The sequence below is a fragment of the Synechococcus sp. LTW-R genome (genome assembly GCF_014217875.1).
Taxonomy (GTDB): domain Bacteria; phylum Cyanobacteriota; class Cyanobacteriia; order PCC-6307; family Cyanobiaceae; genus Vulcanococcus.
Genome location: NZ_CP059060.1, coordinates 2,134,578 through 2,153,325, shown reverse-complemented (window position 1 = coordinate 2,153,325; position 18,748 = coordinate 2,134,578). Strand labels below are relative to the sequence as shown.

General features: G+C 65.7%; 20 protein-coding genes. 13 read left to right on the top strand and 7 right to left on the bottom strand.

Features of this window, described 5'->3' with window-relative positions; translation table 11 throughout:
• Positions 1-129 precede the first annotated feature (129 nt).
• On the top strand, positions 130-651 hold the full coding sequence (locus tag H0O22_RS11905; protein WP_185186850.1) for a photosystem I assembly protein Ycf3: 522 nt from the start codon (positions 130-132) through the stop codon (positions 649-651).
• 27 nt (positions 652-678) lie between these two features.
• On the opposite strand, the gene radA is transcribed toward H0O22_RS11905, so the two are convergent.
• Positions 679-2,121: a DNA repair protein RadA gene (radA, locus tag H0O22_RS11900; protein WP_185186849.1), complete on the bottom strand. Its 1,443-nt coding sequence runs from the start codon at positions 2,119-2,121 to the stop codon at positions 679-681.
• 124 nt (positions 2,122-2,245) lie between these two features.
• Between radA and rpaB the strand changes: the two genes are divergently transcribed.
• Genes rpaB through H0O22_RS11875 form a run of 5 tightly spaced genes read left to right on the top strand, consistent with a single transcriptional unit; the run spans position 2,246 to position 7,044 of the window.
• A complete protein-coding gene (gene rpaB, locus H0O22_RS11895) occupies positions 2,246-2,995 on the top strand; it encodes a response regulator transcription factor RpaB (protein ID WP_185186848.1) in 750 nt (249 codons plus the stop codon).
• The gene (gene plsX, locus H0O22_RS11890; RefSeq protein ID WP_185186847.1) at positions 2,976-4,328 is read left to right on the top strand and encodes a phosphate acyltransferase PlsX; all 1,353 of its coding nucleotides are present in this window, start codon (positions 2,976-2,978) and stop codon (positions 4,326-4,328) included. Before rpaB ends, plsX begins: the two co-directional genes overlap by 20 nt.
• Before the next feature lie 28 nt (positions 4,329-4,356).
• Positions 4,357-5,376 (top strand): beta-ketoacyl-ACP synthase III, encoded by a 1,020-nt coding sequence (locus H0O22_RS11885; protein ID WP_255439319.1) that lies wholly within the window; start codon positions 4,357-4,359, stop codon positions 5,374-5,376.
• A gap of 28 nt (positions 5,377-5,404) precedes the next feature.
• Positions 5,405-6,295 (top strand): ACP S-malonyltransferase, encoded by an 891-nt coding sequence (gene fabD, locus H0O22_RS11880; protein ID WP_185186846.1) that lies wholly within the window; start codon positions 5,405-5,407, stop codon positions 6,293-6,295.
• Complete coding sequence (locus tag H0O22_RS11875; protein ID WP_255439318.1) at positions 6,292-7,044, top strand: 1-acyl-sn-glycerol-3-phosphate acyltransferase; 753 nt, start codon at positions 6,292-6,294, stop codon at positions 7,042-7,044. Before fabD ends, H0O22_RS11875 begins: the two co-directional genes overlap by 4 nt.
• On the opposite strand, the gene H0O22_RS11870 is transcribed toward H0O22_RS11875, so the two are convergent.
• The 3 genes from H0O22_RS11870 to H0O22_RS11860 are packed head-to-tail and all read right to left on the bottom strand — an operon-like array spanning position 6,986 to position 8,513.
• Positions 6,986-7,627 carry a YdcF family protein gene (locus H0O22_RS11870; protein ID WP_185186845.1) on the bottom strand — a complete coding sequence of 214 codons (642 nt, stop codon included), beginning with the start codon at positions 7,625-7,627 and terminating at the stop codon, positions 6,986-6,988. The genes H0O22_RS11875 and H0O22_RS11870 overlap by 59 nt on opposite strands.
• On the bottom strand, positions 7,624-8,265 hold the full coding sequence (tsaB, locus tag H0O22_RS11865; protein WP_185186844.1) for a tRNA (adenosine(37)-N6)-threonylcarbamoyltransferase complex dimerization subunit type 1 TsaB: 642 nt from the start codon (positions 8,263-8,265) through the stop codon (positions 7,624-7,626). The genes H0O22_RS11870 and tsaB overlap by 4 nt, the downstream gene beginning before the upstream one ends.
• Positions 8,262-8,513 carry a Ycf34 family protein gene (locus H0O22_RS11860; RefSeq protein WP_185186843.1) on the bottom strand — a complete coding sequence of 84 codons (252 nt, stop codon included), beginning with the start codon at positions 8,511-8,513 and terminating at the stop codon, positions 8,262-8,264. Before H0O22_RS11860 ends, tsaB begins: the two co-directional genes overlap by 4 nt.
• Before the next feature lie 28 nt (positions 8,514-8,541).
• Here H0O22_RS11860 and H0O22_RS11855 point away from each other — a divergent pair, with 28 nt between their 5' ends.
• From H0O22_RS11855 to H0O22_RS11845, 3 genes are all read left to right on the top strand, one after another.
• Positions 8,542-9,777 carry a CCA tRNA nucleotidyltransferase gene (locus tag H0O22_RS11855; RefSeq protein WP_255439317.1) on the top strand — a complete coding sequence of 412 codons (1,236 nt, stop codon included), beginning with the start codon at positions 8,542-8,544 and terminating at the stop codon, positions 9,775-9,777.
• Between the two features lie 169 nt (positions 9,778-9,946).
• Positions 9,947-10,378 (top strand): RNA-binding protein, encoded by a 432-nt coding sequence (locus H0O22_RS11850; RefSeq protein ID WP_185186841.1) that lies wholly within the window; start codon positions 9,947-9,949, stop codon positions 10,376-10,378.
• A gap of 5 nt (positions 10,379-10,383) precedes the next feature.
• Positions 10,384-11,334 carry an alpha/beta fold hydrolase gene (locus H0O22_RS11845; protein ID WP_185186840.1) on the top strand — a complete coding sequence of 317 codons (951 nt, stop codon included), beginning with the start codon at positions 10,384-10,386 and terminating at the stop codon, positions 11,332-11,334.
• On the opposite strand, the gene H0O22_RS11840 is transcribed toward H0O22_RS11845, so the two are convergent.
• Both H0O22_RS11840 and pds read right to left on the bottom strand, forming a co-directional pair.
• Complete coding sequence (locus H0O22_RS11840; RefSeq protein WP_185186839.1) at positions 11,322-12,254, bottom strand: phytoene synthase; 933 nt, start codon at positions 12,252-12,254, stop codon at positions 11,322-11,324. The genes H0O22_RS11845 and H0O22_RS11840 overlap by 13 nt on opposite strands.
• Positions 12,254-13,642 (bottom strand): 15-cis-phytoene desaturase, encoded by a 1,389-nt coding sequence (gene pds, locus H0O22_RS11835; protein ID WP_185186838.1) that lies wholly within the window; start codon positions 13,640-13,642, stop codon positions 12,254-12,256. The genes H0O22_RS11840 and pds overlap by 1 nt, the downstream gene beginning before the upstream one ends.
• A gap of 149 nt (positions 13,643-13,791) precedes the next feature.
• Here pds and ndhM point away from each other — a divergent pair, with 149 nt between their 5' ends.
• Together ndhM and H0O22_RS11825 are read left to right on the top strand one after the other, a co-directional pair.
• Positions 13,792-14,139: an NAD(P)H-quinone oxidoreductase subunit M gene (gene ndhM, locus H0O22_RS11830; RefSeq protein WP_185186837.1), complete on the top strand. Its 348-nt coding sequence runs from the start codon at positions 13,792-13,794 to the stop codon at positions 14,137-14,139.
• Positions 14,136-14,771 carry a DUF3172 domain-containing protein gene (locus H0O22_RS11825; protein ID WP_185186836.1) on the top strand — a complete coding sequence of 212 codons (636 nt, stop codon included), beginning with the start codon at positions 14,136-14,138 and terminating at the stop codon, positions 14,769-14,771. Before ndhM ends, H0O22_RS11825 begins: the two co-directional genes overlap by 4 nt.
• Positions 14,772-14,796: 25 nt before the next feature.
• Here H0O22_RS11825 and H0O22_RS11820 read toward each other — a convergent pair whose 3' ends face one another.
• On the bottom strand, positions 14,797-15,783 hold the full coding sequence (locus H0O22_RS11820) for a LysR family transcriptional regulator (RefSeq protein ID WP_185186835.1): 987 nt from the start codon (positions 15,781-15,783) through the stop codon (positions 14,797-14,799).
• A 140-nt stretch (positions 15,784-15,923) separates the two neighbouring features.
• Between H0O22_RS11820 and H0O22_RS11815 the strand changes: the two genes are divergently transcribed.
• Together H0O22_RS11815 and H0O22_RS11810 are read left to right on the top strand one after the other, a co-directional pair.
• The gene (locus H0O22_RS11815; protein WP_185188423.1) at positions 15,924-16,625 is read left to right on the top strand and encodes an NnrU family protein; all 702 of its coding nucleotides are present in this window, start codon (positions 15,924-15,926) and stop codon (positions 16,623-16,625) included.
• A 45-nt stretch (positions 16,626-16,670) separates the two neighbouring features.
• Positions 16,671-18,680, top strand: a complete 2,010-nt coding sequence (locus H0O22_RS11810; RefSeq protein WP_185186834.1) for an NAD(P)H-quinone oxidoreductase subunit 5 — start codon at positions 16,671-16,673, stop codon at positions 18,678-18,680.
• The last annotated feature ends 68 nt before the right edge of the window (positions 18,681-18,748 follow it).

The window sequence follows — 18,748 nt, the reverse complement described above, 5'->3', positions numbered from 1 at the left end:
GGGCGGCTGGCTCGAGGTCGGACGGCACGCGAGCAGGGAGGGCAGGCCCAAGGCTAGGGACTTTTCACGCTTCTCCCCTGAACCGCGGAGCACAAGTCAGGATGGTGCGACGAAGCTCCCGTGCCTGCCGTGCCCCGCTCCCAGCGCAACGACAACTTCATCGACAAGAGCTTCACGGTCATGGCGGACCTGATCCTCAAGGTGCTGCCGACCAACCAACGGGCCAAGGAGGCCTTCGCCTACTACCGCGATGGCATGAGCGCCCAGGCGGACGGGGAATACGCCGAAGCGTTGGACAACTACAAAGAAGCCCTGAAGCTGGAGGAGGACCCCAACGACAAGGCCTTCATCCTCTACAACATGGCCCTCGTGTACGCCAGCAACGGCGAGCACGAAAAAGCACTCGAGCAGTACGGCCAAGCCCTGGATCTCAACAGCAAGATGCCCCAGGCGCTGAACAACATGGCGGTGATTCACCACCACCTGGGCTGCATCGCCGAAGAGCAGGGCGAAACCGATGAGGCCGATCGCCGCTTTGATCTCGCGGCCGACTTCTGGGGCAAGGCCATCCGCCTCGCGCCCAACAACTACATCGAAGCCCAGAACTGGCTCAAGACGAGCGGTCGCGGCAGCGTCGACGTCTACTTCTGAGTTGGCGACTTCTGAGTAGTCGTTGAATTAGGCCCTGTCGTCGGCGGGGTTCACCCCCAGGGCGGCCACCAGGGCTTCGGCAACGCTCCCCGCTTCGTGGAGCTGCAGGTCCAGCCCGGCCGCCAGCCGTCCCAAGCCCGAGCCCTTGGGGACCACGGCCCGGTTGAAGCCCAACCGCGCCGCCTCCTGCAGGCGCTGCTCCAGCTGGCCGACGGGCCGCAACTGGCCGCCCAGGCCCAGCTCTCCCACCAGGACCGTCCCCGGCGGCAGGGTCAGGTCGCGGTAGCTCGCCACGACGGCGGCCGCGACCCCCAAGTCCGCGGCGGGTTCCTCCACATCCAGTCCGCCCGCCACCGCCAGATAGCAATCGAAGCGGGAGAGGGGAAGGCCGAGGTGTTTCTCGAGCACCGCCAGGATTTGGTGCAGGCGATTGGTACCGATGCCGGTCGCGGTGCGCCGGGGGCTGGCATAGCTCGTGGTGCTGACCAGGGATTGGAGCTCGACCACAAGTGGGCGCGTGCCTTCGCAGGCAACGATCGTCGCGGTTCCTGCGCTGGGTTCGTCGCTACCCAAGAACAGCTCGCTGGGGTTGAGCACCTGGGCCAGGCCCTGGCCGCGCATTTCAAAGACCCCCAATTCATGGGTGGCGCCAAAGCGGTTCTTGACCGCCCGGAGCAGGCGATGGCTGGCGAAACGATCCCCCTCAAAGGTCAGAACGGCATCCACCAGGTGCTCGAGCACCTTCGGACCGGCCAACATCCCTTCCTTGGTGACGTGGCCCACCAGGAGAAGCGCCGTGTTCTGGCGCTTAGCGATCCGAGCCAACGCGGCGGCACATTCCCGCACTTGGGCCACTGAGCCCGGGGCACTGCCCAATTCCCCGTCATGCAGTGCCTGGATGCTGTCGATCACGGCGACGGCGGGCCGCAGGGCCTCCAGCTCCTGCAGCACCAACTCCAGATCGGTTTCCGCCAGGAGCTGCAGCCCCGAGGCATCCTCTTGGGGCGGCGGCAGCTCGCCTTGCTCCTCCGCCAGGCGGCGCCAGCGCAGCTTCACCTGCTGGGCGGATTCCTCCGCACTGACATACAAAACGGAATGGCGGGCCGCTATCGCCTGGGCGCTCTGCAGCAGCAAGGTGCTCTTACCGATGCCGGGATCCCCCCCGAGCAGCACCAACGAGCCCGGCACCAAACCACCGCCCAGCACCCGGTCAAATTCGCTGTAGCCACTGCCCAGGCGCTGCAGGGGGCGGTCGCCTACGGCGGCGATGGGCTCCGAGCGACGAGGAGCCGCGGGAATCTCGCTTTCGGCATCGGCCACCGCCACAGGACGGCGGCGGCGGTTATCGCTCGCAGGGGTGGATTGCTCCACCAGGCTGTTCCAACTGCCGCAGCTCGAGCAGCGTCCAAAAAACTGCCGGGTTTGGGCTCCGCAGCTCTGACAGACGTAGGTGCTGGTGGTGCGAGCCAAAGCGCTGGGGGCGGCGGGGGGATGAAGAAGGTGTATGACGAAAGGTGGGATTCGTCGAACGTGAACCCCGAAAGACCTCTTCAGTAGGTCTAATCACTTAGTAACGGCCACCCAGACTGGCGCAATGACGGCCTCTTCCGCTCCAGCCAAGGAAACGATTCTGGTCGTGGACGACGAGGCCAGCATCCGCCGCATCCTGGAGACGCGGCTCTCGATGATTGGCTACACGGTCGTCACCGCCTGCGACGGCCAGGAAGCCCTCGAAGCGTTTCGGAACAGCCCCCCCGATCTGGTGGTGCTCGACGTGATGATGCCGAAGCTCGATGGCTACGGCGTCTGCCAGGAACTCCGCAAGGAGTCCGACGTCCCCATCGTGATGCTCACAGCGCTCGGCGATGTCGCCGACCGGATCACGGGACTCGAGCTAGGGGCGGACGACTACGTGGTCAAGCCCTTCAGCCCGAAGGAACTCGAGGCCCGCATCCGTTGCGTGCTGCGTCGCATCGGCAAGGAAGGCGCCGCCGGCATTCCGAACTCGGGCCTGATCCAGATCAACGACATTCGGATCGACACCAACAAACGGCAGGTCTTCCGCGGTGATGAGCGGATTCGCCTGACCGGCATGGAATTCAGCCTGCTGGAACTCTTGGTGGGCCGCAGCGGGGAACCCTTCAGCCGCGGCGAAATCCTCAAAGAGGTCTGGGGCTACACCCCCGAGCGCCATGTGGATACCCGGGTGGTCGATGTTCATATCTCCCGGTTGCGCTCCAAACTGGAAGACGATCCGGCCAACCCCGAGCTGATCCTCACGGCTCGCGGCACCGGTTATCTGTTCCAACGCATCGTTGAAGCCGTTGCCCCAGAATCCAACTGACGCGACTGGCCCCGGCGCATCGAGCCGCCGGAACCGCCCGAAGGCCATTCGGCGTTTGGTGATTTGGTATCGGCGCAACGCGGCCGTCACCACCCTGGTTGATTCGGCTTCGGCCGCTGGGACCGCCGCAGGCTCAATGGCCGGTTCCGTCGTCAGCACGGCTGGAACCGCCGCTGGAGCAGCGGGTGCCGCGGCCAACACGGTGCTGCAACCCTTGGTGTTTGACCCGCTGCGCCGTCTCCAACAGGGGGCAGGCGGCGTCGATGGCGAGGCCATCAACGATGCCGATCGGCTCTGGGTGGCGGTCGATGGCATGGGCGGCGACTACGCCCCAGGTCCGATCCTTGAAGGCTGTCTGCGGGCCGTGCGCCTGCTGCCGGTGCGGGTGAAGTTCGTGGCCGAAACCGCCGCCGTGGACGCGGCCGTTGCCGAACTCGGTCTGGGTGAGGCACTGCGTGAGGCGCAACAACAGGGGCTGATTGAGCTCGTCTCTAGTGGCCCCTCGGTGGGCATGAACGAGGAGGCCACGGTGGTGCGCAAGAAGCGCGACGCCAGCATCAACATGGCCATGGATCTGGTGAAGGCCGGGGAAGCCACCGCCATTTACTCCGCCGGCAACTCCGGAGCCGTCATGGCCTCGGCGATCTTCCGCTTGGGCCGCCTCAAAGGCATTGATCGCCCCGCCATTGGCGCCCTCTTCCCGACCAAAGATCCCGCGCAGCAAGTTCTGGTGCTGGATGTCGGCGCCAACATGGACGCCAAGCCCAGCTATCTGCACCAGTGGGCGCTGCTGGGGAACATCTACAGCCGCGATGTCCTGCAGGTCCGAGAGCCCCGCATTGGACTGCTGAACATCGGCGAAGAGGAGTGCAAGGGGAACGACCAAGCCCTCAAGACCTACCCGCTGATGGCCGCCGAAACCCGGTTCCGTTTTGCGGGCAACTGCGAAGGCCGTGATGTCCTCTCCGGCGACTTCGATGTGGTGGTCTGCGATGGCTTCACCGGCAACGTGCTGCTGAAGTTCCTTGAGAGCGTCGGCAGTGTCCTGCTGGATGTCCTCAAGGCCGAACTCCCCCGCGGCCGCCGCGGCAAGGTCGGCTCCGCCTTTTTGATGAGCAACCTGCGGCGGATCAAGAAGCGCCTGGACCACGCCGAACATGGCGGCGCCCTGCTCCTCGGGGTCAATGGGGTCTGCGTCATCGGCCACGGCAGCAGCAAAGCCCTGTCTGTGGTCAGCGCTCTGCGGATCGCCCATTCCGCCGCGAACCACGGCGTGATGGACGACCTACACCGCCTGAGCGAAGCCGAAAACACGACCGTCACCTGTGGTTGACTGACCCCACCGTCTCGGGCCAGGCCACATGACCAGCGCTGCCAAAGCCCCCTTCGGCATGGCCCTGGTGGGGTGTGGCAGCGCAGTGCCGGTCAACCGCGTGAGCAACGAGCAGCTCAGCACCCGAGTCGACACGAGCGACGAATGGATTCGCACCCGCACCGGCATCGGTGCCCGGCGGATCTGCAACGCCGACGAACCCCTAACCGTGATCGCGACCCGAGCGGCTGAGGCCGCCCTGGAGCACGCGGGATGGAAGCCCGAGGATCTGGACTTGATCCTGATGGCCACCTCGAGCCCCGACGACCTCTTCGGCACCGCCCCCAGGGTGCAAGGGGCCCTCGGTGCCAAACAGGCGGTGGCCTTTGACCTGACCGCCGCCTGCAGCGGTTTCCTCTTCGCCCTAATCACCGCTGGGCAGTACCTAGGGAGCGGCGCCATGCGCCGGGCCCTCGTCATCGGTGCCGATCAGCTCAGCCGCTGGGTGGATTGGGACGACCGCACCACCTGCGTGCTCTTTGGTGATGCCGCGGCCGCCGTGGCGGTCGAAGCCTGCCCCGCCGACGAGGACGGCCTGCTGGGCTTCCGCATGCGCTCCGACGGCAGCCGCAACGGATGCTTGACCCTGGCTCAAACCGAGACCCACCACCCGGTGCTCGACGGCGTCAGCGCCCAGCAGGGTGGCTTTGAACCCCTGCGCATGAATGGCCAGGAGGTCTACAAGTTCGCCGTGCGCGAAGTTCCCGCAGTCCTCAAGGAGCTGCTGGAATCCACCGGCACGGACGCCGAAGCACTGAATTGGCTGCTGCTGCACCAGGCCAACCAACGCATCCTCGATGCGGTGGCCGATCGCTTCAAGATTCCCCACGAGCGGGTCCTGAGCAACCTGAGCAACTACGGCAACACCTCCGCGGCCACCATTCCCTTAATGCTGGATGAGGCGGTCAAGGACGGCCGCGTTCAACCCGGAGACCTAATCGCCAGCAGCGGCTTTGGCGCCGGATTGAGCTGGGGCGGAGCCCTGCTGCGCTGGAAGGGCCCCGCGTAGGCTCCCCCCGTCACTTCAACGCGCGGCCATGGGTAACGCCTGGGTTTTCCCTGGACAGGGTTCTCAGAAGGTGGGCATGGCTGCAGGGGTGCTGGAGCTCCCTGGTGCCAAGGCTCGCTTTGAAGCCGCCTCCAACCTGCTGGGCCGCGACCTGCTCGCGATCTGCAACGGCGACGCCGAAGGTGACCTCAGCGACCTGAACGACACCCGCAACACCCAGCCGGCCCTCTTTGTGGTGGAGAGCCTGCTGGTGGATGGCCTGAAGGCCCAGGGCCGCAGCGCGAATCTGGTGGCGGGCCACAGCCTCGGGGAACTGGTGGCCCTCTACGCCGCCGGGGTGTTCGATGCCGAGACGGGCATCCAGCTAATGAAGACCCGCAGCGAGCTGATGGCCGCCGCCGGCGGCGGCGCGATGACCGCCGTGATGGGCTTTGACCGCGGTGAACTCGAAGCGCTCGTGAACGCCACCGAGGGCGTGGTGATCGCCAACGACAACAGCAGTGCCCAGGTGGTCCTCTCCGGCAGCCCGGACGCCGTCGGCAGTGTGAGCAGCCAGCTCAAGTGCAAGCGGGCCATCCCCCTGGCGGTGAGCGGGGCCTTCCACTCCCCCTTCATGGCCGAGGCCGCCGCCGCCTTCGCCACCACCCTGGAGGGGGTGAGCTTTGCCGACGCCGCCATTCCGGTGCTGAGCAACACCGACCCCACCCCGGAGACCAGCGGTGCGGCCCTCAAGGAACGCCTGCGCAGCCAGATGACCACGGGCGTGCGCTGGCGCGAAACGATGGACGCGATGACGGCCGCGGGCATCAGCACCGCCGTGGAGATCGGTCCGGGCAACGTCCTCAGTGGTCTGATCAAGCGCAGCAGCGAAGGCATCAGCAACGCGCAGGTCGCCACCGCCGCCGACCTGGGGTTGTGAACCGCCCCGTCAAAGCGGTCAAGCGCGTTCTGCGGCGCCGCAAACCCGCCGAACCGCCGGCCCTGATCCGCACGCCGCGGCCGAGCCTCACCTACCGGCTGGTGAGCTACCTGCTGGTCTTCCCGATCTACCGGCTGCTGTTCCGGGGCCGCACGGCCGGCAACGGCAATGTGCCCATGGACGGGGCCCTGGTGGTGGTCGCCAACCACGGCTCCCACCTGGATCCACCGCTCCTGGGCCACGCCCTGGGGCGCCCCGTGGCCTTCATGGCCAAGGCGGAACTGTTCAAGATCCCGCTGCTCGGTCCGATCATCCGCGCGTGCGGCGCCTACCCGGTCTCCCGGGGCGCCAGTGACCGCGAAGCCATCCGCGTCGCCACCGATCGCCTCGATCAGGGCTGGGCCACCGGGGTCTTCATCGATGGCACCCGCCAGGTGGATGGTCGCGTGAACAATCCCCAGGCTGGAGCCGCCCTGCTCGCCGCCCGCGCAGGCGTGCCCCTGCTGCCCGTGGCGATCATCAACAGCCACCGCGCCCTGGGCACCGGATCCCGCAGCGCCCGACTCGTGCCGGTCCACATCCGCATCGGCACGCCGATCCCGCCCCCGGCCTCGCGCAAACGGGCGGATCTCGATCAAGCCACCGCGGCCTGCCAAGCGCAGATCAATGCCCTACTCGATCAGGGCTTGATCAGCGGCCCCGCACTTCCTCCAGAAGCGGACCAAAACGCTCTGCCGCCCAGTCCCTGAGGTCCCGGCCGCTCACCACCCAAAGGGCCGCCCGCAGTCCATCTCCCCAGACCTTGCGCCAGTCCTCAGGGAAGCAGCGGTTGCCGCAGGGCACCGCCAGGGGCGTCAGACCAATCCCGCGGCTCCCGGCCACGACCCGACCGACCATCAGAGCCCGGTCCATGTGGTCGCTGCTGGTGACCAGCAGCACGTGGCGGATCTTGGCGCGCTTGAGGTCATCCACGACCGAGGTGAAGTTGCTCAGGGTGTCCGTGGCGCGGTAGTCGAGCAGCACCCGGCTGTCATCGAGGCCCCGGCCGCGGAACAACCAATGGGCGTACTCCGGGTTGCTGCCACCGCTGACGATCACGGGCAGTCCATCGCGCTGGGCGACCTCCGCCCCAACCCGCTCCCGCTCCACATCGCCGCCGAGCACGAGCACCAACTGCGGTGGAGGCAGGGAGGGAAACCAAAAAGCCCGGCTGCTCCACGCCAGCGCGAGCAATCCCGCCAAAAGGAGGACGCGCCGGGTTCTGCCACGGCGACGCGGGCGCCGGCACCTGCCGCCGGGCCGCGTCGCCGTTGGGGGTTGGGCGTGGGTCATGCCCCATCTACCGGGCTGGTGGGATAGAGCGGCAGCACCGTCTCCCAGGGCCCCGGCAAGGCCGCTGCGTGGGCCAAGCGGCCAAGGGCCAGCAGCTGCCGCACATCCTGCTCCGCGTCGACCTCGGCAGGCGCTCCAGGCTCCCCGCCTGGCCCCTCCTCCTCAGGACGGAACAAGCGGGGCTCATCGATCTCCCGAATCCCGCCCAGAGCGGCGGCATCGAGGCGATACGCCCCCGCCACGATCCCGCGGCGGGGCAGGGTTTGCTGCAGCCAGAATCGGGGCTGATCCCCCGTGAGCACCCCCGCCTCCGCCAGGCGACGGGCCATCAGCAGGAAGCTGCCGAAGCCGTGCAAGGGGATCTGGAGCTGCTGGGCCAAGGTGCGTGCCAGAACCACGGTGAGGCGGGTTCCGGTGAAGCCCCCGGGCCCGGTCGCCACCACGATCCGCGCCAGCTGCGGCCAGCGCTCCGCGGGCAGCAGCTGCTCGACGCAGGGCAGCAGGTCGTTGGAGAGCTGACGGCCCAGGGGGAAGCTGGCGCACTGGGGCGGAGCCTCGGGCGCCTGCAGATCACAGAGGCCCACCCCGAGGCTTTCACTCGAGCTGTGCAGGGCCAGCAACAGGGACGGCGCGCTCATGTGGGCAGCACCTCCCCGGGGCACAGGCGCTGCCAGCGACCGCGCTCGAGCTCAAAACTGCCGCAGGCGCGCACGTCCCACTCGACACCGACAGCGCTTGCACCAAGGTCCCGCACCTGCACGTGGATCTTGGGCTCACTGGGGGCGAACGGCGGGTCCACGCAGAGGTGCTTCACCCCGTGCTGACGCTCGACTGCGTGGTAGGCCTGGCACTGGTCGACCCAGCGGCAGTCCACGCAGATGCACATCTCCAGCGTCAGCGCAGATGGGCTCATTGTGCCCGGCTCTGGCGGTTCTGCAGCGGCAGCCGCCTGGGGGGCGTTGCGGGCTGAGGACTGGCCGCTTCCCGTCTCCGCCTTCCCGGGCGATGCCGCCCTGGTGGGCGGGGCCGTGCGCGATGCCCTGCTGAACCGGCTGGGGCCAGCCCCTGACCTTGACCTGGTCGTGGCTGAAGGGGCCATTGAGCTCTGCAAGGCGCTGAGTAAGCGCTACGGCGGCAGTCCGGTGGTGCTGGATGCGGAGCGGGACATCGCCCGGCTGGTCATCCGCGGCTGGAGCGTGGACCTGGCCCGCCGCGAGGGGCCCAGCCTGGAGGCGGACCTGCAGCGGCGGGACTACAGCATCAACGCCATGGCCCTGCCGCTTGCCGAGCGGGACCGCCTGGTGGATCCCCATGGGGGGCTGGGCCATCTGCAAAGCGGAAAGATGGTGGCCCTCGCCGAAGCCAACCTGCTGGACGACGCCCTGCGCCTGCTGCGGGGCCTACGGCTTGCCAGCGAACTCGGCTTCCAGCTGGAGAGCCAAACCGCAGCCTGGATTCAGCAGCACCGCCAGCAGCTAACGGGCGTGGCAGGCGAGCGGATCCTGGCGGAACTCGAGAAGCTCTGCCAAAGCCCTGAGGGCCATCGGGGTCTGCAGCGCTGCCTGGACTGGGGGCTCCTCGCGCCGTGGCAACACAACGGTCCGGCCTCGGCGGCACTCGAGCCCCTCAGCTGGCAACAGGCGGAGGCCCTGGGGCTGAGGGCCGAGGAGTGGCGAGACGCCCTGCCCTTGGCCCGGATGGCCGCGATCCTCGACGGAGCGGGCTTGCAGCAACTAAAGAGCAGCCGGAAACTGCAGCAACGGGTTCAGCGCCTGCGGCAGTGGCAGCAGCGGCTAGGTCACGACGCCCCGGAGAGCCGCGCCGACGGCCTGGCGGAACCGGAACGCCTGAAACTGCACCGGGAGCTCAGCGGCGATCTGCCGGCCTTGCTGCTGCATTGGGGCCCGGATCCCGTCCAGCGCTGGCTGGAGCGCTGGCGCAACCCTGAGGACCGGCTCTTTCATCCACAAGCACCGATCAATGGGGATCAACTGCAGCGGGAGTTAGGCCTCAAAGCCTCTCCCCAGCTGGGATCACTGCTGCAATTCCTGATGCTCGAGCAGGCCTTTGGCCGCCTCCATGACACCGCGGAGGCCCTCGAAGCGGCCCGCCGTTGGCTGAAACGCCAGGAAGAGGGGACCCCGCCGTGATTAACTTCACTATGAAAGGCGTTATCAACGACCTGAATCCAGCCAGTTAGGGCACAGCATTACGCCGTAGGTCGCCGATTGAACTCCGCTGTCGGGTTCGGTGCTGCCGCTTCGTGATTAACCCCGACCAGCCAGAACCCACACGTTTCCGTTCCTTCCCTCTCATCCCATGAGCGTTCGTCTTTACGTCGGCAACCTGCCCCAGAGCTTCGATACCAAAGAGCTCGAGGCTCTGTTCGCCAGCGTGGGCGAAGGCATCCGCTTCAAGGCCGTCCAGGACCGTGAGACCGGCGCTGGCCGTGGCTTCGGCTTCGCCAACATCAACGATGAGAAGGTCGCCGACGCGGTGATCGAGCAGCTCAACGGCCGTGACTTCGGCGGCAACAACCTGCGCATCGAGCGCTCCGAGCGCCGCGATGACCGTCGTGGTGGCAACGACCGCCGCGGCCCCGGTGGCAGCACCGGTCCCGCCGTGGCCCGCAAGGCCGTCAACAAGGTCGTCCACCGCGACACCGTGGAAGAGGGTGCTCCCGATCCCCGTTGGGCTGGCGAACTGGCCAAGCTGAAGGGTCTGCTCGACAACCAGAAGGCTGCGGTCTGATTGCAATGGATGAGCTGATCTGGAGCTGGAAAGGCCATCAGATCAGCTACACCCAAATCCCTCCCCAGAACGGCTCAACCGCCTGCGGTCGAGCCGTTCTTTGTGTGCATGGGTTCGGCGCCTCCAAAGGCCATTGGCGGCACAACCTCCAGGCCCTCGCCAACGACCAGTGGGTCTACGCGATTGATCTCCTCGGCTTTGGCGGCAGCAGCAAACCCCTGTCTCGCCTAGTCAATGAACCGGAGACCGCGGGCAGCGTGCGCTACGGCTTTGACCTCTGGGCCAGCCAACTCGTGGACTTCTATCGCGAGGTCATCGCAGCCACTGGCCCGGTGACGCTGCAGCTGATCGGCAACTCCATCGGCGGGGTCGTCTCCTTGAATGCCGCCCGGATGCTCTCGGAAAACGGTCAGCCTCCGGCCCAGGTGGTGCTGATCGACTGCGCCGAGCGGGAACTCGACCTCAAGCGCTTACCGGAGCAGCCCTTCGGCGCGCAACTCTCGCGGCCTTTGGTGATGGCGCTGGTGCGGCAGCGCTGGATCGTGAGCAACCTCTTCCGCTTCTTCGCGCGGGCCGGGGCCGTGCGTGCGGTGCTGAAGCAGGCCTATCCCAGCGGCGCCAACGTCGATGACGCGCTGGTCCAACTGCTGTTGAAGCCCAGCCAGAAGCCCGGAGCAACGGAGAGCTTCCGGGGCTTCGTCAATCTCTTTGATGACTGGCTAGCGCCGCAGCTGCTGGAGCGACTGACCGTACCCGTGCGGATGCTCTGGGGTGAGGCGGATCCCTGGGAGCCACTCGAGGAAGCCCGGCGCTGGGAGCAGACGTTCCCTTGCGTGCAGGAGCTTGAGGTACTGCCGGGCCTTGGGCACTGCCCCCATGACGAGGCCCCCGAACAGGTCAATCCAATCCTGGAGCGTTGGCTGCAGCTGGGCTGGGAGAGCCCTCAGCGGGCCTGAGCGATCACGAAGGAACGCGGCAGATCGAGGAACTTGCCGGTTCTTGGCACAAAGGCGCGGTGATTGAAAACGTCGTAATCGAGTTCTTCGATCACATCCAAAATGCCGCGGTAGAGGCGCAAGGATGCCCAGACCGGCCAGCGGGCGTCGGGGGCCAACCAGCGAACACCGGCTTCAGAACGCGCGAACCACTCGCGGGCGCGGTTCACCTGGAATCGCATCAGTTCACGCCAACTGTCGTTGAGGGTTCCAGCAAGCAACTCCTCTTCGCTGTAGCCAAAGCGCTGCAGGTCCTCTTGGGGCAGGTAGATCCGCCCGCGACCACGGTCTTCTCCGACGTCGCGAAGAATGTTGGTGAGCTGGTTCGCGATGCCGAGGGCGACAGCCGCATCACTGGTGTCCGGCGGATCACTCCAGGGAGCCGAGGTGTAGGCCGGGTCAATCCCCATCACCTCCTGCGTCATCAACCCCACCGTTCCCGCAACGCGGTAGCAGTAGAGCTTCAGGTCGTCGAAGCTCGCGTAGCGGGTGGTGGTCAGGTCCATCCGCATCCCCTCGATCATGTCGAGATAGGGCTGCAACGGTTGGGGGTAGCGCTCGAGGGTGTCGACCATCACGCGATCGAGACCGTCCTGGACTTCGCCCTTGAAGAAGGCGCGGGTGCGCTCCTCCCAGCGATCGAGGCGTTCGGCCAGCTCCGAGACGGGACGCGCCATCGCCTCGGGGCTATCCATCAATTCGTCGGTGCGGCGGCACCAGACGTAAATGGCCCAAATCGCCCGGCGCTTGGCCGGGGGCATCAGCAGGGTGCCCAGATAAAAGGTCTTGGCCCACTCCGCCGTTTCCTGGCGACAGGCTTCAAACGCGTCCTCAAGGGAGGGGATGGTGGAGAGATCAGCCGTTGCTGTCACCGCCGCCATCAAGCCGCCACGGCAGTTTTGGCTTCACTCACCGCCTGGGCGCAAAGCTTGCCGCTCAGCACCGCACCTTCCATCGAGGCCAGATAACGCTGCATCGTGTAGTCACCGGCCAAGAAGAAGTTCGGAATCGGCGAGGTCTGATCCGGACGCAGCTTCTGACAACCGGGAACGGTCTTGTAGACCGACAGCGGGGTCTTGACCACGATCGACTTGCGCAGCTTGGCCTGGTCGTCCCCGGTGAAGTGCATCGGGAAGAGACGCTTCAGCTCCTCCATGGTTGCCGCGACGATCTCTTCATCGCTGCGGCCAATCCAATCCTTGGCGGGGGCAAAGACCAACTCGAGCATCGAGCGGTTGGGATCCTCGTACTCCTTGCAGGTGTTGCTCATGTCGGCGTAGACGCTGAGCAGGGGGCTGCGGCTGAAGAGCAGGTGATCGATCTCGGTGAGCTTGCGGTCAAACCAGAGGTGAATGTTGATCACCGGAACGCCATTGAGGCCGTCGAGCTTCTGGAAGTAGGGCATCTGCTTCCAAGGCTCCGGCAGCAGCAGCTTGAAGGGATCGACCGGCAGGGCACTCACAAAGGCATCGGCCTGGAGCGTGAAGCCCTCCTTGCCCTTGATCCCGCCAATGCGAAAACCGCTCACGCTGCCATCGGCGTTCAGCTCGATCTCGCGAAGGGGGGAATCCAGATGGACTTCACCGCCGCGGGCCGTGACGTAATCGACAATCGGCTGGCACAGGCGCTGGGGGGGGTTGCCATCCAGGAAGGCCATCTTTGAACCGTCGCTTTCCTGCAGGAAACGGTTCAGGGCGGTCAAGACCACCGTGCTCGAAATCTCATCGGGATCGATGAAATTCAGGGCCTTGGCCATGGCGATGAAGACCTCATCGTTCACCCGCTCAGGAATGTTGTGGATGCGGAGCCACTCGGTCCAGGAGTACTGGTCGCATTCCTCGACGTACTGCTGGCCGCGCAGCATCGCCGGCACCAGCCCCATGCCGAAAGAGATCTTCTCGGGCCAGCTCAACATGTCGTTATTGCCCAGGATCGCGGCAACACCGTTCAGGGGAGCGGGGATATCGGGGAAGTCGAAGCGGCTGTAGGTCCCCGGCGTCTCCTTTTGGTTGAAGATCATCGAGTGGCTCTTCCACTGGAGCCGGTCCTCGATGTTCAGCTCCTTGAAGAGCTGGCGCATGTTCCGGTAGGCACCAAAGAAGATGTGCAGACCGGTCTCATACCAATCACCGTCGTCGTCCTGCCAGGCAGCCACCTTGCCGCCGAGGACATCGCGGGCTTCCACAACCACCGGGGTGTGACCGGCGTCGCAGAGGTACTTGGCACAGGCCAATCCGGCCAAGCCAGCACCAGCAATGGCGACGCGCATGAAAAACCCTGAATCAGTAGACAACCCTAAAGGGCCCGAGACCAGCACTGAGTCCCTCCAGTCCCAGGCCGGCTTGACCAGAGCCGCCAGGCACTTCTTAAAGTCGTGACGCCGGCCTTCGGGTTCGCCGGTCAGCAGATTGCCTCGCCATGGCCGACACCCTGATCAAATCCACCACTCGCCACGTGCGCCTCTTCACGGCACGGGTGGAGAACGGGCAGCTGGTCCCAGACGACCACCAGCTGACCCTGGACCTGGATCCGGACAACGAGTTCCTCTGGAACACCGAGGCCCAACAGGCCGTGCAGCAGCGCTTCCAGGAGCTGGTCACGGCCAACGCCGGCAACGATCTCAACGACTACAACCTGCGCCGGATCGGTTCCGAACTGGAAGGCACCATCCGCACCCTGCTCCAGGCCGGCAAGCTCAGCTACAACCCCGACTGCCGAGTCCTGAACTACTCGATGGGTCTTCCCCAAAGCCCTGAGCGTCCATGACCCGCTCCCGCTACGGCCGCAGCAGCTACGACGATCGCTACGGCGACGAGCGCGGCCGTGACAGCTACGGCGACCCCCGTCGCGGTGGCGGCCGGCCCCGGGGACCCGGATCAGGCGGCGGTGGAGCCCCAGGTGGGGGCGGTGGATTTCAGTTCAACATGGGCACGGTCGCTTTGCTCGGCGGCGTTCTTGTGGTGGGGATCGGCATCGGCACCGGCATCTCCAGCAACACCCAGGGGGACCAGGGCAACATCGCCAGCTCCCAGCAGCTCGACATGGCCGTTCCGGATCCGGAGTTCTGCCGGCAGTGGGGAGCGAGTGCCTTCGTAATGGACATCGAGCTGTACACAACCATGAACCCCAGCTCGAGCTTCGTCACCCAACCGGCGCTGCGGCCCGGCTGCGTGATCAGGCGAGAAAACTGGAGCGTTCTGCAGAAGGAGGGTGCGGTTACCTCCGAGCAGATGCGGCAGTGCAAGCAGCGGATGAACACCTTCGCTTACATCGGCTCGGTCAAGGACCAACCGATCGTGCGTTGCGTCTACCAGACCGACATCAGCGACAACAAATTCATCACTAAGGGCATCGCCGACGATGCCGCCGGTATCACCCCTGAAGCCGATCAGTTCTGATCTGTCCTGATCGGAGCTGGGGCCCTCAGGCATCGACGCGCTCGGGTTCCGCCGGTGCACTCGCGGCGGAAGGCCGGCGCAAGGGACTGTCAGGGCTGGCGAAGACCGGCAGGATCTCCTTGCGGAACGCATCCGCCGCCCGCGAGCAGTAGCGGGCGGGATGGGTGATCAACTTCAGCTGGCGGCGGACCGAGAGATCGGCGAGGGCCGGACGGTGCAGGTTGCCGGCGGCCAATTCCCGCTCGATCGAGACCACCGGCAAAAAGGCTGCACCAAGGCCGCTCTGCACCGCGTTTTTGATGGCCTCAAACGAGTTGAGCTCCATCTCAATCTTCAGGCGCGACACGTCCAAACCCGAGCGCGCCAGCAATTGGTCGACCATCTTGCGGGTCGTGGACTGGGCATCCAGGGAGACAAAGCCCAGCCTGTACAGGTCGTCCTTACTCAGCTCCGGCAGGCGGGCCAAGGGGTGCTTGGTGGGCAGCACCAGGGCCAGCTCATCACTGGCGTAGGGAATGACCTGCAGCAACTCGTTGAGCTCACTCGGTAGCTCGCCACCAATGATCGCCAGGTCGATTTGACCGTTGGCCACGCTCCAGCCGGTGCGGCGGGTGCTGTGCACCTGCAGCTGCACCGCCACCTCGGGATACTTCTGCCGGAACAGACCGATCATCCGGGGCATCAAATAGGTGCCCGTGGTCTGGCTCGCCCCCACGATCAACGAGCCGCCTTTGAGGTTGTGCAGGTCCTCGAGGGCGCGGCAGGCTTCCTGGCACTGGCTCAAGATCCGATCGCAGTAGCTCAGCAGCAGGTGACCGGCTTCGGTGAGCTGGGCCTTGCGACCACCCCGATCAAACAGGGAAACATTGAGCTGCTTCTCCAGGTTCTGGATCTGCAGCGAGACCGCCGGCTGGGTGACGTAGAGGCTGTCGGCGGCCTTCTTAAAGCTGCCCTCGCTGGCGATCGCCCGCAGGATGCGCAGCTGATCAAGAGTGAACGGCAGATCAGCCATGGAGGGCGCTGCGGTTCAGCGGGGGATCAGAACTCTAGGTCGAGTGGCCAGCCGGTTCAGGCGCTTGGCGAGAATCCGCTGCATCCAAAGCAACCCGGGTCGTGAGCGGCGTCAGCAACCTCCACCACAGCAGCCTGGTCATGCTGGCTCTGCTCCTGGTGTTTGCCGTCATCCACAGCGGCGGCGCCTCCCTGCGCTACTGGGGGGCTGAGCGCATTGGGGAACGGGCTTGGCGGCTGCTGTTTGCCGCCATCAGCATTCCCTCAGCGGTCGTGGTCATCGGCTACTTCCTGGCCCATCGCTACGACGGGATCCGGCTCTGGAACCTCCAGGACCAGCCCTGGATGGTGCCGCTGGTCTGGGTCGGGACTGCCATCTCCTTTCTGTTCCTCTACCCCGCCACCTACAACCTGCTGGAAATTCCGGCGGTCCTCAAACCCCAGGTGCGGATGTATGCCACCGGCATCATCCGCGTCAGTCGCCACCCCCAGGCGATCGGTCAGATCCTCTGGTGCTGCACCCACCTGCTCTGGATTGGCAGCAGCTTCATGGTCGCCACCTGCGTCGGCTTAATCGCTCACCATCTCTTCGCCGTCTGGAACGGAGACCGTCGCCTCAGCAACCGCTTTGGCGAAGCCTTTGAGGAACTCAGAGCCAGCACCTCCTTCGTTCCCTTCCGCGCCGTGCTCGATGGCCGTCAGCAGTTGGTGGCCTCTGAATTCCTCCGGCCGGCCCAACTGGGAATCGCCATCGCCGTGGGGGTCTTCTGGTGGGCCCATCGCTACATCGGGGTCGCCGCGACAGGCTTCAGTCGATTAGGGCTCGCCCACTGGCTGGGTTGAGGCCCACCGGGCTGCCTACACTCGCCCTGATTCCCTGAGTGCCGGATGCCGTCGCCCGCCGAACTCGCCTGGCTCATCCCGGTGCTCCCGCTGATCGGGGCCGCGATCGTGGGCCTGGGGCTCATCAGCTTTAACCGCACGGTCAACCGCCTGCGCAAACCGGTTGCGCTGCTCTTGATCAGCTGCGTCGGGGCCGCTGCGGTCTTGAGCTACGCCGTGCTCGCCCAGCAGCTGGCGGGCGCCGGCACCACCGAGGTCTTGTTCGACTGGGCCAGCGCGGGGGCCTTCACCCTGGAGATGGGCTTCCGGGTGGACGCCCTGGGAGCCGTGATGCTCTCGCTAGTGACGACCATCGCCGTCCTGGTGATGATCTACTCCGACGGCTACATGGCCCACGACAAGGGCTATGTCCGCTTCTTCACCTATCTGGCCCTGTTCAGCAGTTCGATGCTTGGGCTGGTGATCAGCCCCAACCTGCTGCAGATCTACGTGTTTTGGGAGCTGGTGGGCATGTGCTCCTACCTGCTCGTCGGCTTCTGGTACGACCGCGATGGCGCCGCCAATGCCGCCCAGAAAGCCTTTGTGGTGAACCGCGTCGGTGACTTCGGGCTGTTGCTGGGCATCCTCGGACTGTTCTGGGCCACCGGCAGCTTCGGCTTTGAAGAGATCGGTGTGCGCCTCCAGGAGGCGATCAGCACCGGGAGCGTCTCCAACGGCATCGCGATCCTGCTCTGCCTGCTGGTGTTCATGGGACCGATGGCGAAGTCGGCCCAGTTCCCTCTCCATGTCTGGCTGCCCGATGCTATGGAGGGTCCAACCCCCATCTCGGCCCTGATTCACGCGGCAACCATGGTGGCGGCGGGCGTCTTCCTGGTGGCCCGCCTCCAGCCCGTTTATGTGCCCTTCCCTGAAGTGCAGGTGGTCGTGGCCGTCATTGGAACTATCACCCTGTTCTTGGGGGCCTCGATTGCCCTCACCCAGATGGACCTCAAGAAAGGTCTGGCCTACAGCACCGTCAGCCAACTCGGCTACATGATGCTGGCCATGGGTTGCGGGGCCCCGGTGGCGGGCATGTTCCACCTGGTCACCCATGCCTTCTTCAAGGCGATGCTCTTCCTGGGCTCCGGCTCCGTGATCCACGCCATGGAAGAGGTGGTCGGCCACGAGGCGGTCCTGGCACAGGACATGCGCTTGATGGGCGGACTGCGCAAATACATGCCGGTCACCGGCAGCACCTTCTTCATTGGCTGCCTGGCCATCAGTGGCATTCCTCCCCTGGCCGGCTTCTGGAGCAAGGACGAAATCCTGGGCCAGGCCTTCGGCAGCTTCCCGATCCTCTGGGCAGCCGGCTTCGTGACCGCCGGCATGACCGCCTTCTACATGTTCCGGCTGTACTTCCTGACCTTCGAAGGGGAGTTCCGCGGAAACGACAAGGCCATGCAGGCCCAGTTGATGGCCGCCGCCGGCAAAGGCGCCGATGACGACGGCGACGAGCACCATGCCCACGCCGAGCATCCCCATGAATCCGGCTGGCAGATGGCCATGCCCTTGGCCGTCCTCGCTGTGCCCTCGGTCCTGGTGGGCCTCTTGGGAATGCCCTGGAACAGCCGCTTTGGCACGCTGCTGGACCCCCAGGAGGCCGCCGAGGTGGCCGAACACTTCAGCTGGGGTGAATTCCTGCCCCTAGCCGGTGCCTCCGTCGCGATCTCCGTGATTGGCATCACGGTGGCGGTCTTGGCCTATGCCCTTCGGAAGCTGGACCTGGCCACGGCGGTGGCGGGTCGCTTCCCCAGCGTCAATGCCTTCTTGGCCAACAAGTGGTACCTGGACGCCATCAACGACAAGCTCTTCGTGCAAGGCAGCCGCAAGCTGGCCCGCTCCGTTCTGGAGGTGGACTCGAAGGTGGTGGATGGCGTGGTCAACCTCACCGGCCTGGTCACCCTTGGCAGCGGCGAGGGCCTGAAGTACTTCGAAACGGGCCGCGCCCAGTTCTATGCCCTGATCGTTTTTGGGGGCGTGATTGCCCTGGTGGTGCTCTTCGGCGCCCTGGGCTAAGCGCCGCTCACAACGCTCTGTGTGACATCGACCACTCCTAGGAGCGCGTCGTGGTGAGCATTTCTACA

What these genes read in the sequence shown, in the direction of transcription:
- rpaB (WP_185186848.1), top strand. Translation starts at nt 2,246, where the DNA reads ATGACGGCCTCTTCCGCTCCAGCCAAGGAAACGATTCTGGTCGTGGAC.
- H0O22_RS11885 (WP_255439319.1), top strand. Translation starts at nt 4,357, where the DNA reads ATGACCAGCGCTGCCAAAGCCCCCTTCGGCATGGCCCTGGTGGGGTGT.
- fabD (WP_185186846.1), top strand. Translation starts at nt 5,405, where the DNA reads ATGGGTAACGCCTGGGTTTTCCCTGGACAGGGTTCTCAGAAGGTGGGC.
- H0O22_RS11870 (WP_185186845.1), bottom strand. Translation starts at nt 7,627, where the DNA reads ATGACCCACGCCCAACCCCCAACGGCGACGCGGCCCGGCGGCAGGTGC.
- tsaB (WP_185186844.1), bottom strand. Translation starts at nt 8,265, where the DNA reads ATGAGCGCGCCGTCCCTGTTGCTGGCCCTGCACAGCTCGAGTGAAAGC.
- H0O22_RS11860 (WP_185186843.1), bottom strand. Translation starts at nt 8,513, where the DNA reads ATGTGCATCTGCGTGGACTGCCGCTGGGTCGACCAGTGCCAGGCCTAC.
- H0O22_RS11850 (WP_185186841.1), top strand. Translation starts at nt 9,947, where the DNA reads ATGAGCGTTCGTCTTTACGTCGGCAACCTGCCCCAGAGCTTCGATACC.
- H0O22_RS11845 (WP_185186840.1), top strand. Translation starts at nt 10,384, where the DNA reads ATGGATGAGCTGATCTGGAGCTGGAAAGGCCATCAGATCAGCTACACC.
- H0O22_RS11840 (WP_185186839.1), bottom strand. Translation starts at nt 12,254, where the DNA reads ATGGCGGCGGTGACAGCAACGGCTGATCTCTCCACCATCCCCTCCCTT.
- pds (WP_185186838.1), bottom strand. Translation starts at nt 13,642, where the DNA reads ATGCGCGTCGCCATTGCTGGTGCTGGCTTGGCCGGATTGGCCTGTGCC.
- ndhM (WP_185186837.1), top strand. Translation starts at nt 13,792, where the DNA reads ATGGCCGACACCCTGATCAAATCCACCACTCGCCACGTGCGCCTCTTC.
- H0O22_RS11825 (WP_185186836.1), top strand. Translation starts at nt 14,136, where the DNA reads ATGACCCGCTCCCGCTACGGCCGCAGCAGCTACGACGATCGCTACGGC.
- H0O22_RS11820 (WP_185186835.1), bottom strand. Translation starts at nt 15,783, where the DNA reads ATGGCTGATCTGCCGTTCACTCTTGATCAGCTGCGCATCCTGCGGGCG.
- H0O22_RS11815 (WP_185188423.1), top strand. Translation starts at nt 15,924, where the DNA reads ATGCTGGCTCTGCTCCTGGTGTTTGCCGTCATCCACAGCGGCGGCGCC.
- H0O22_RS11810 (WP_185186834.1), top strand. Translation starts at nt 16,671, where the DNA reads ATGCCGTCGCCCGCCGAACTCGCCTGGCTCATCCCGGTGCTCCCGCTG.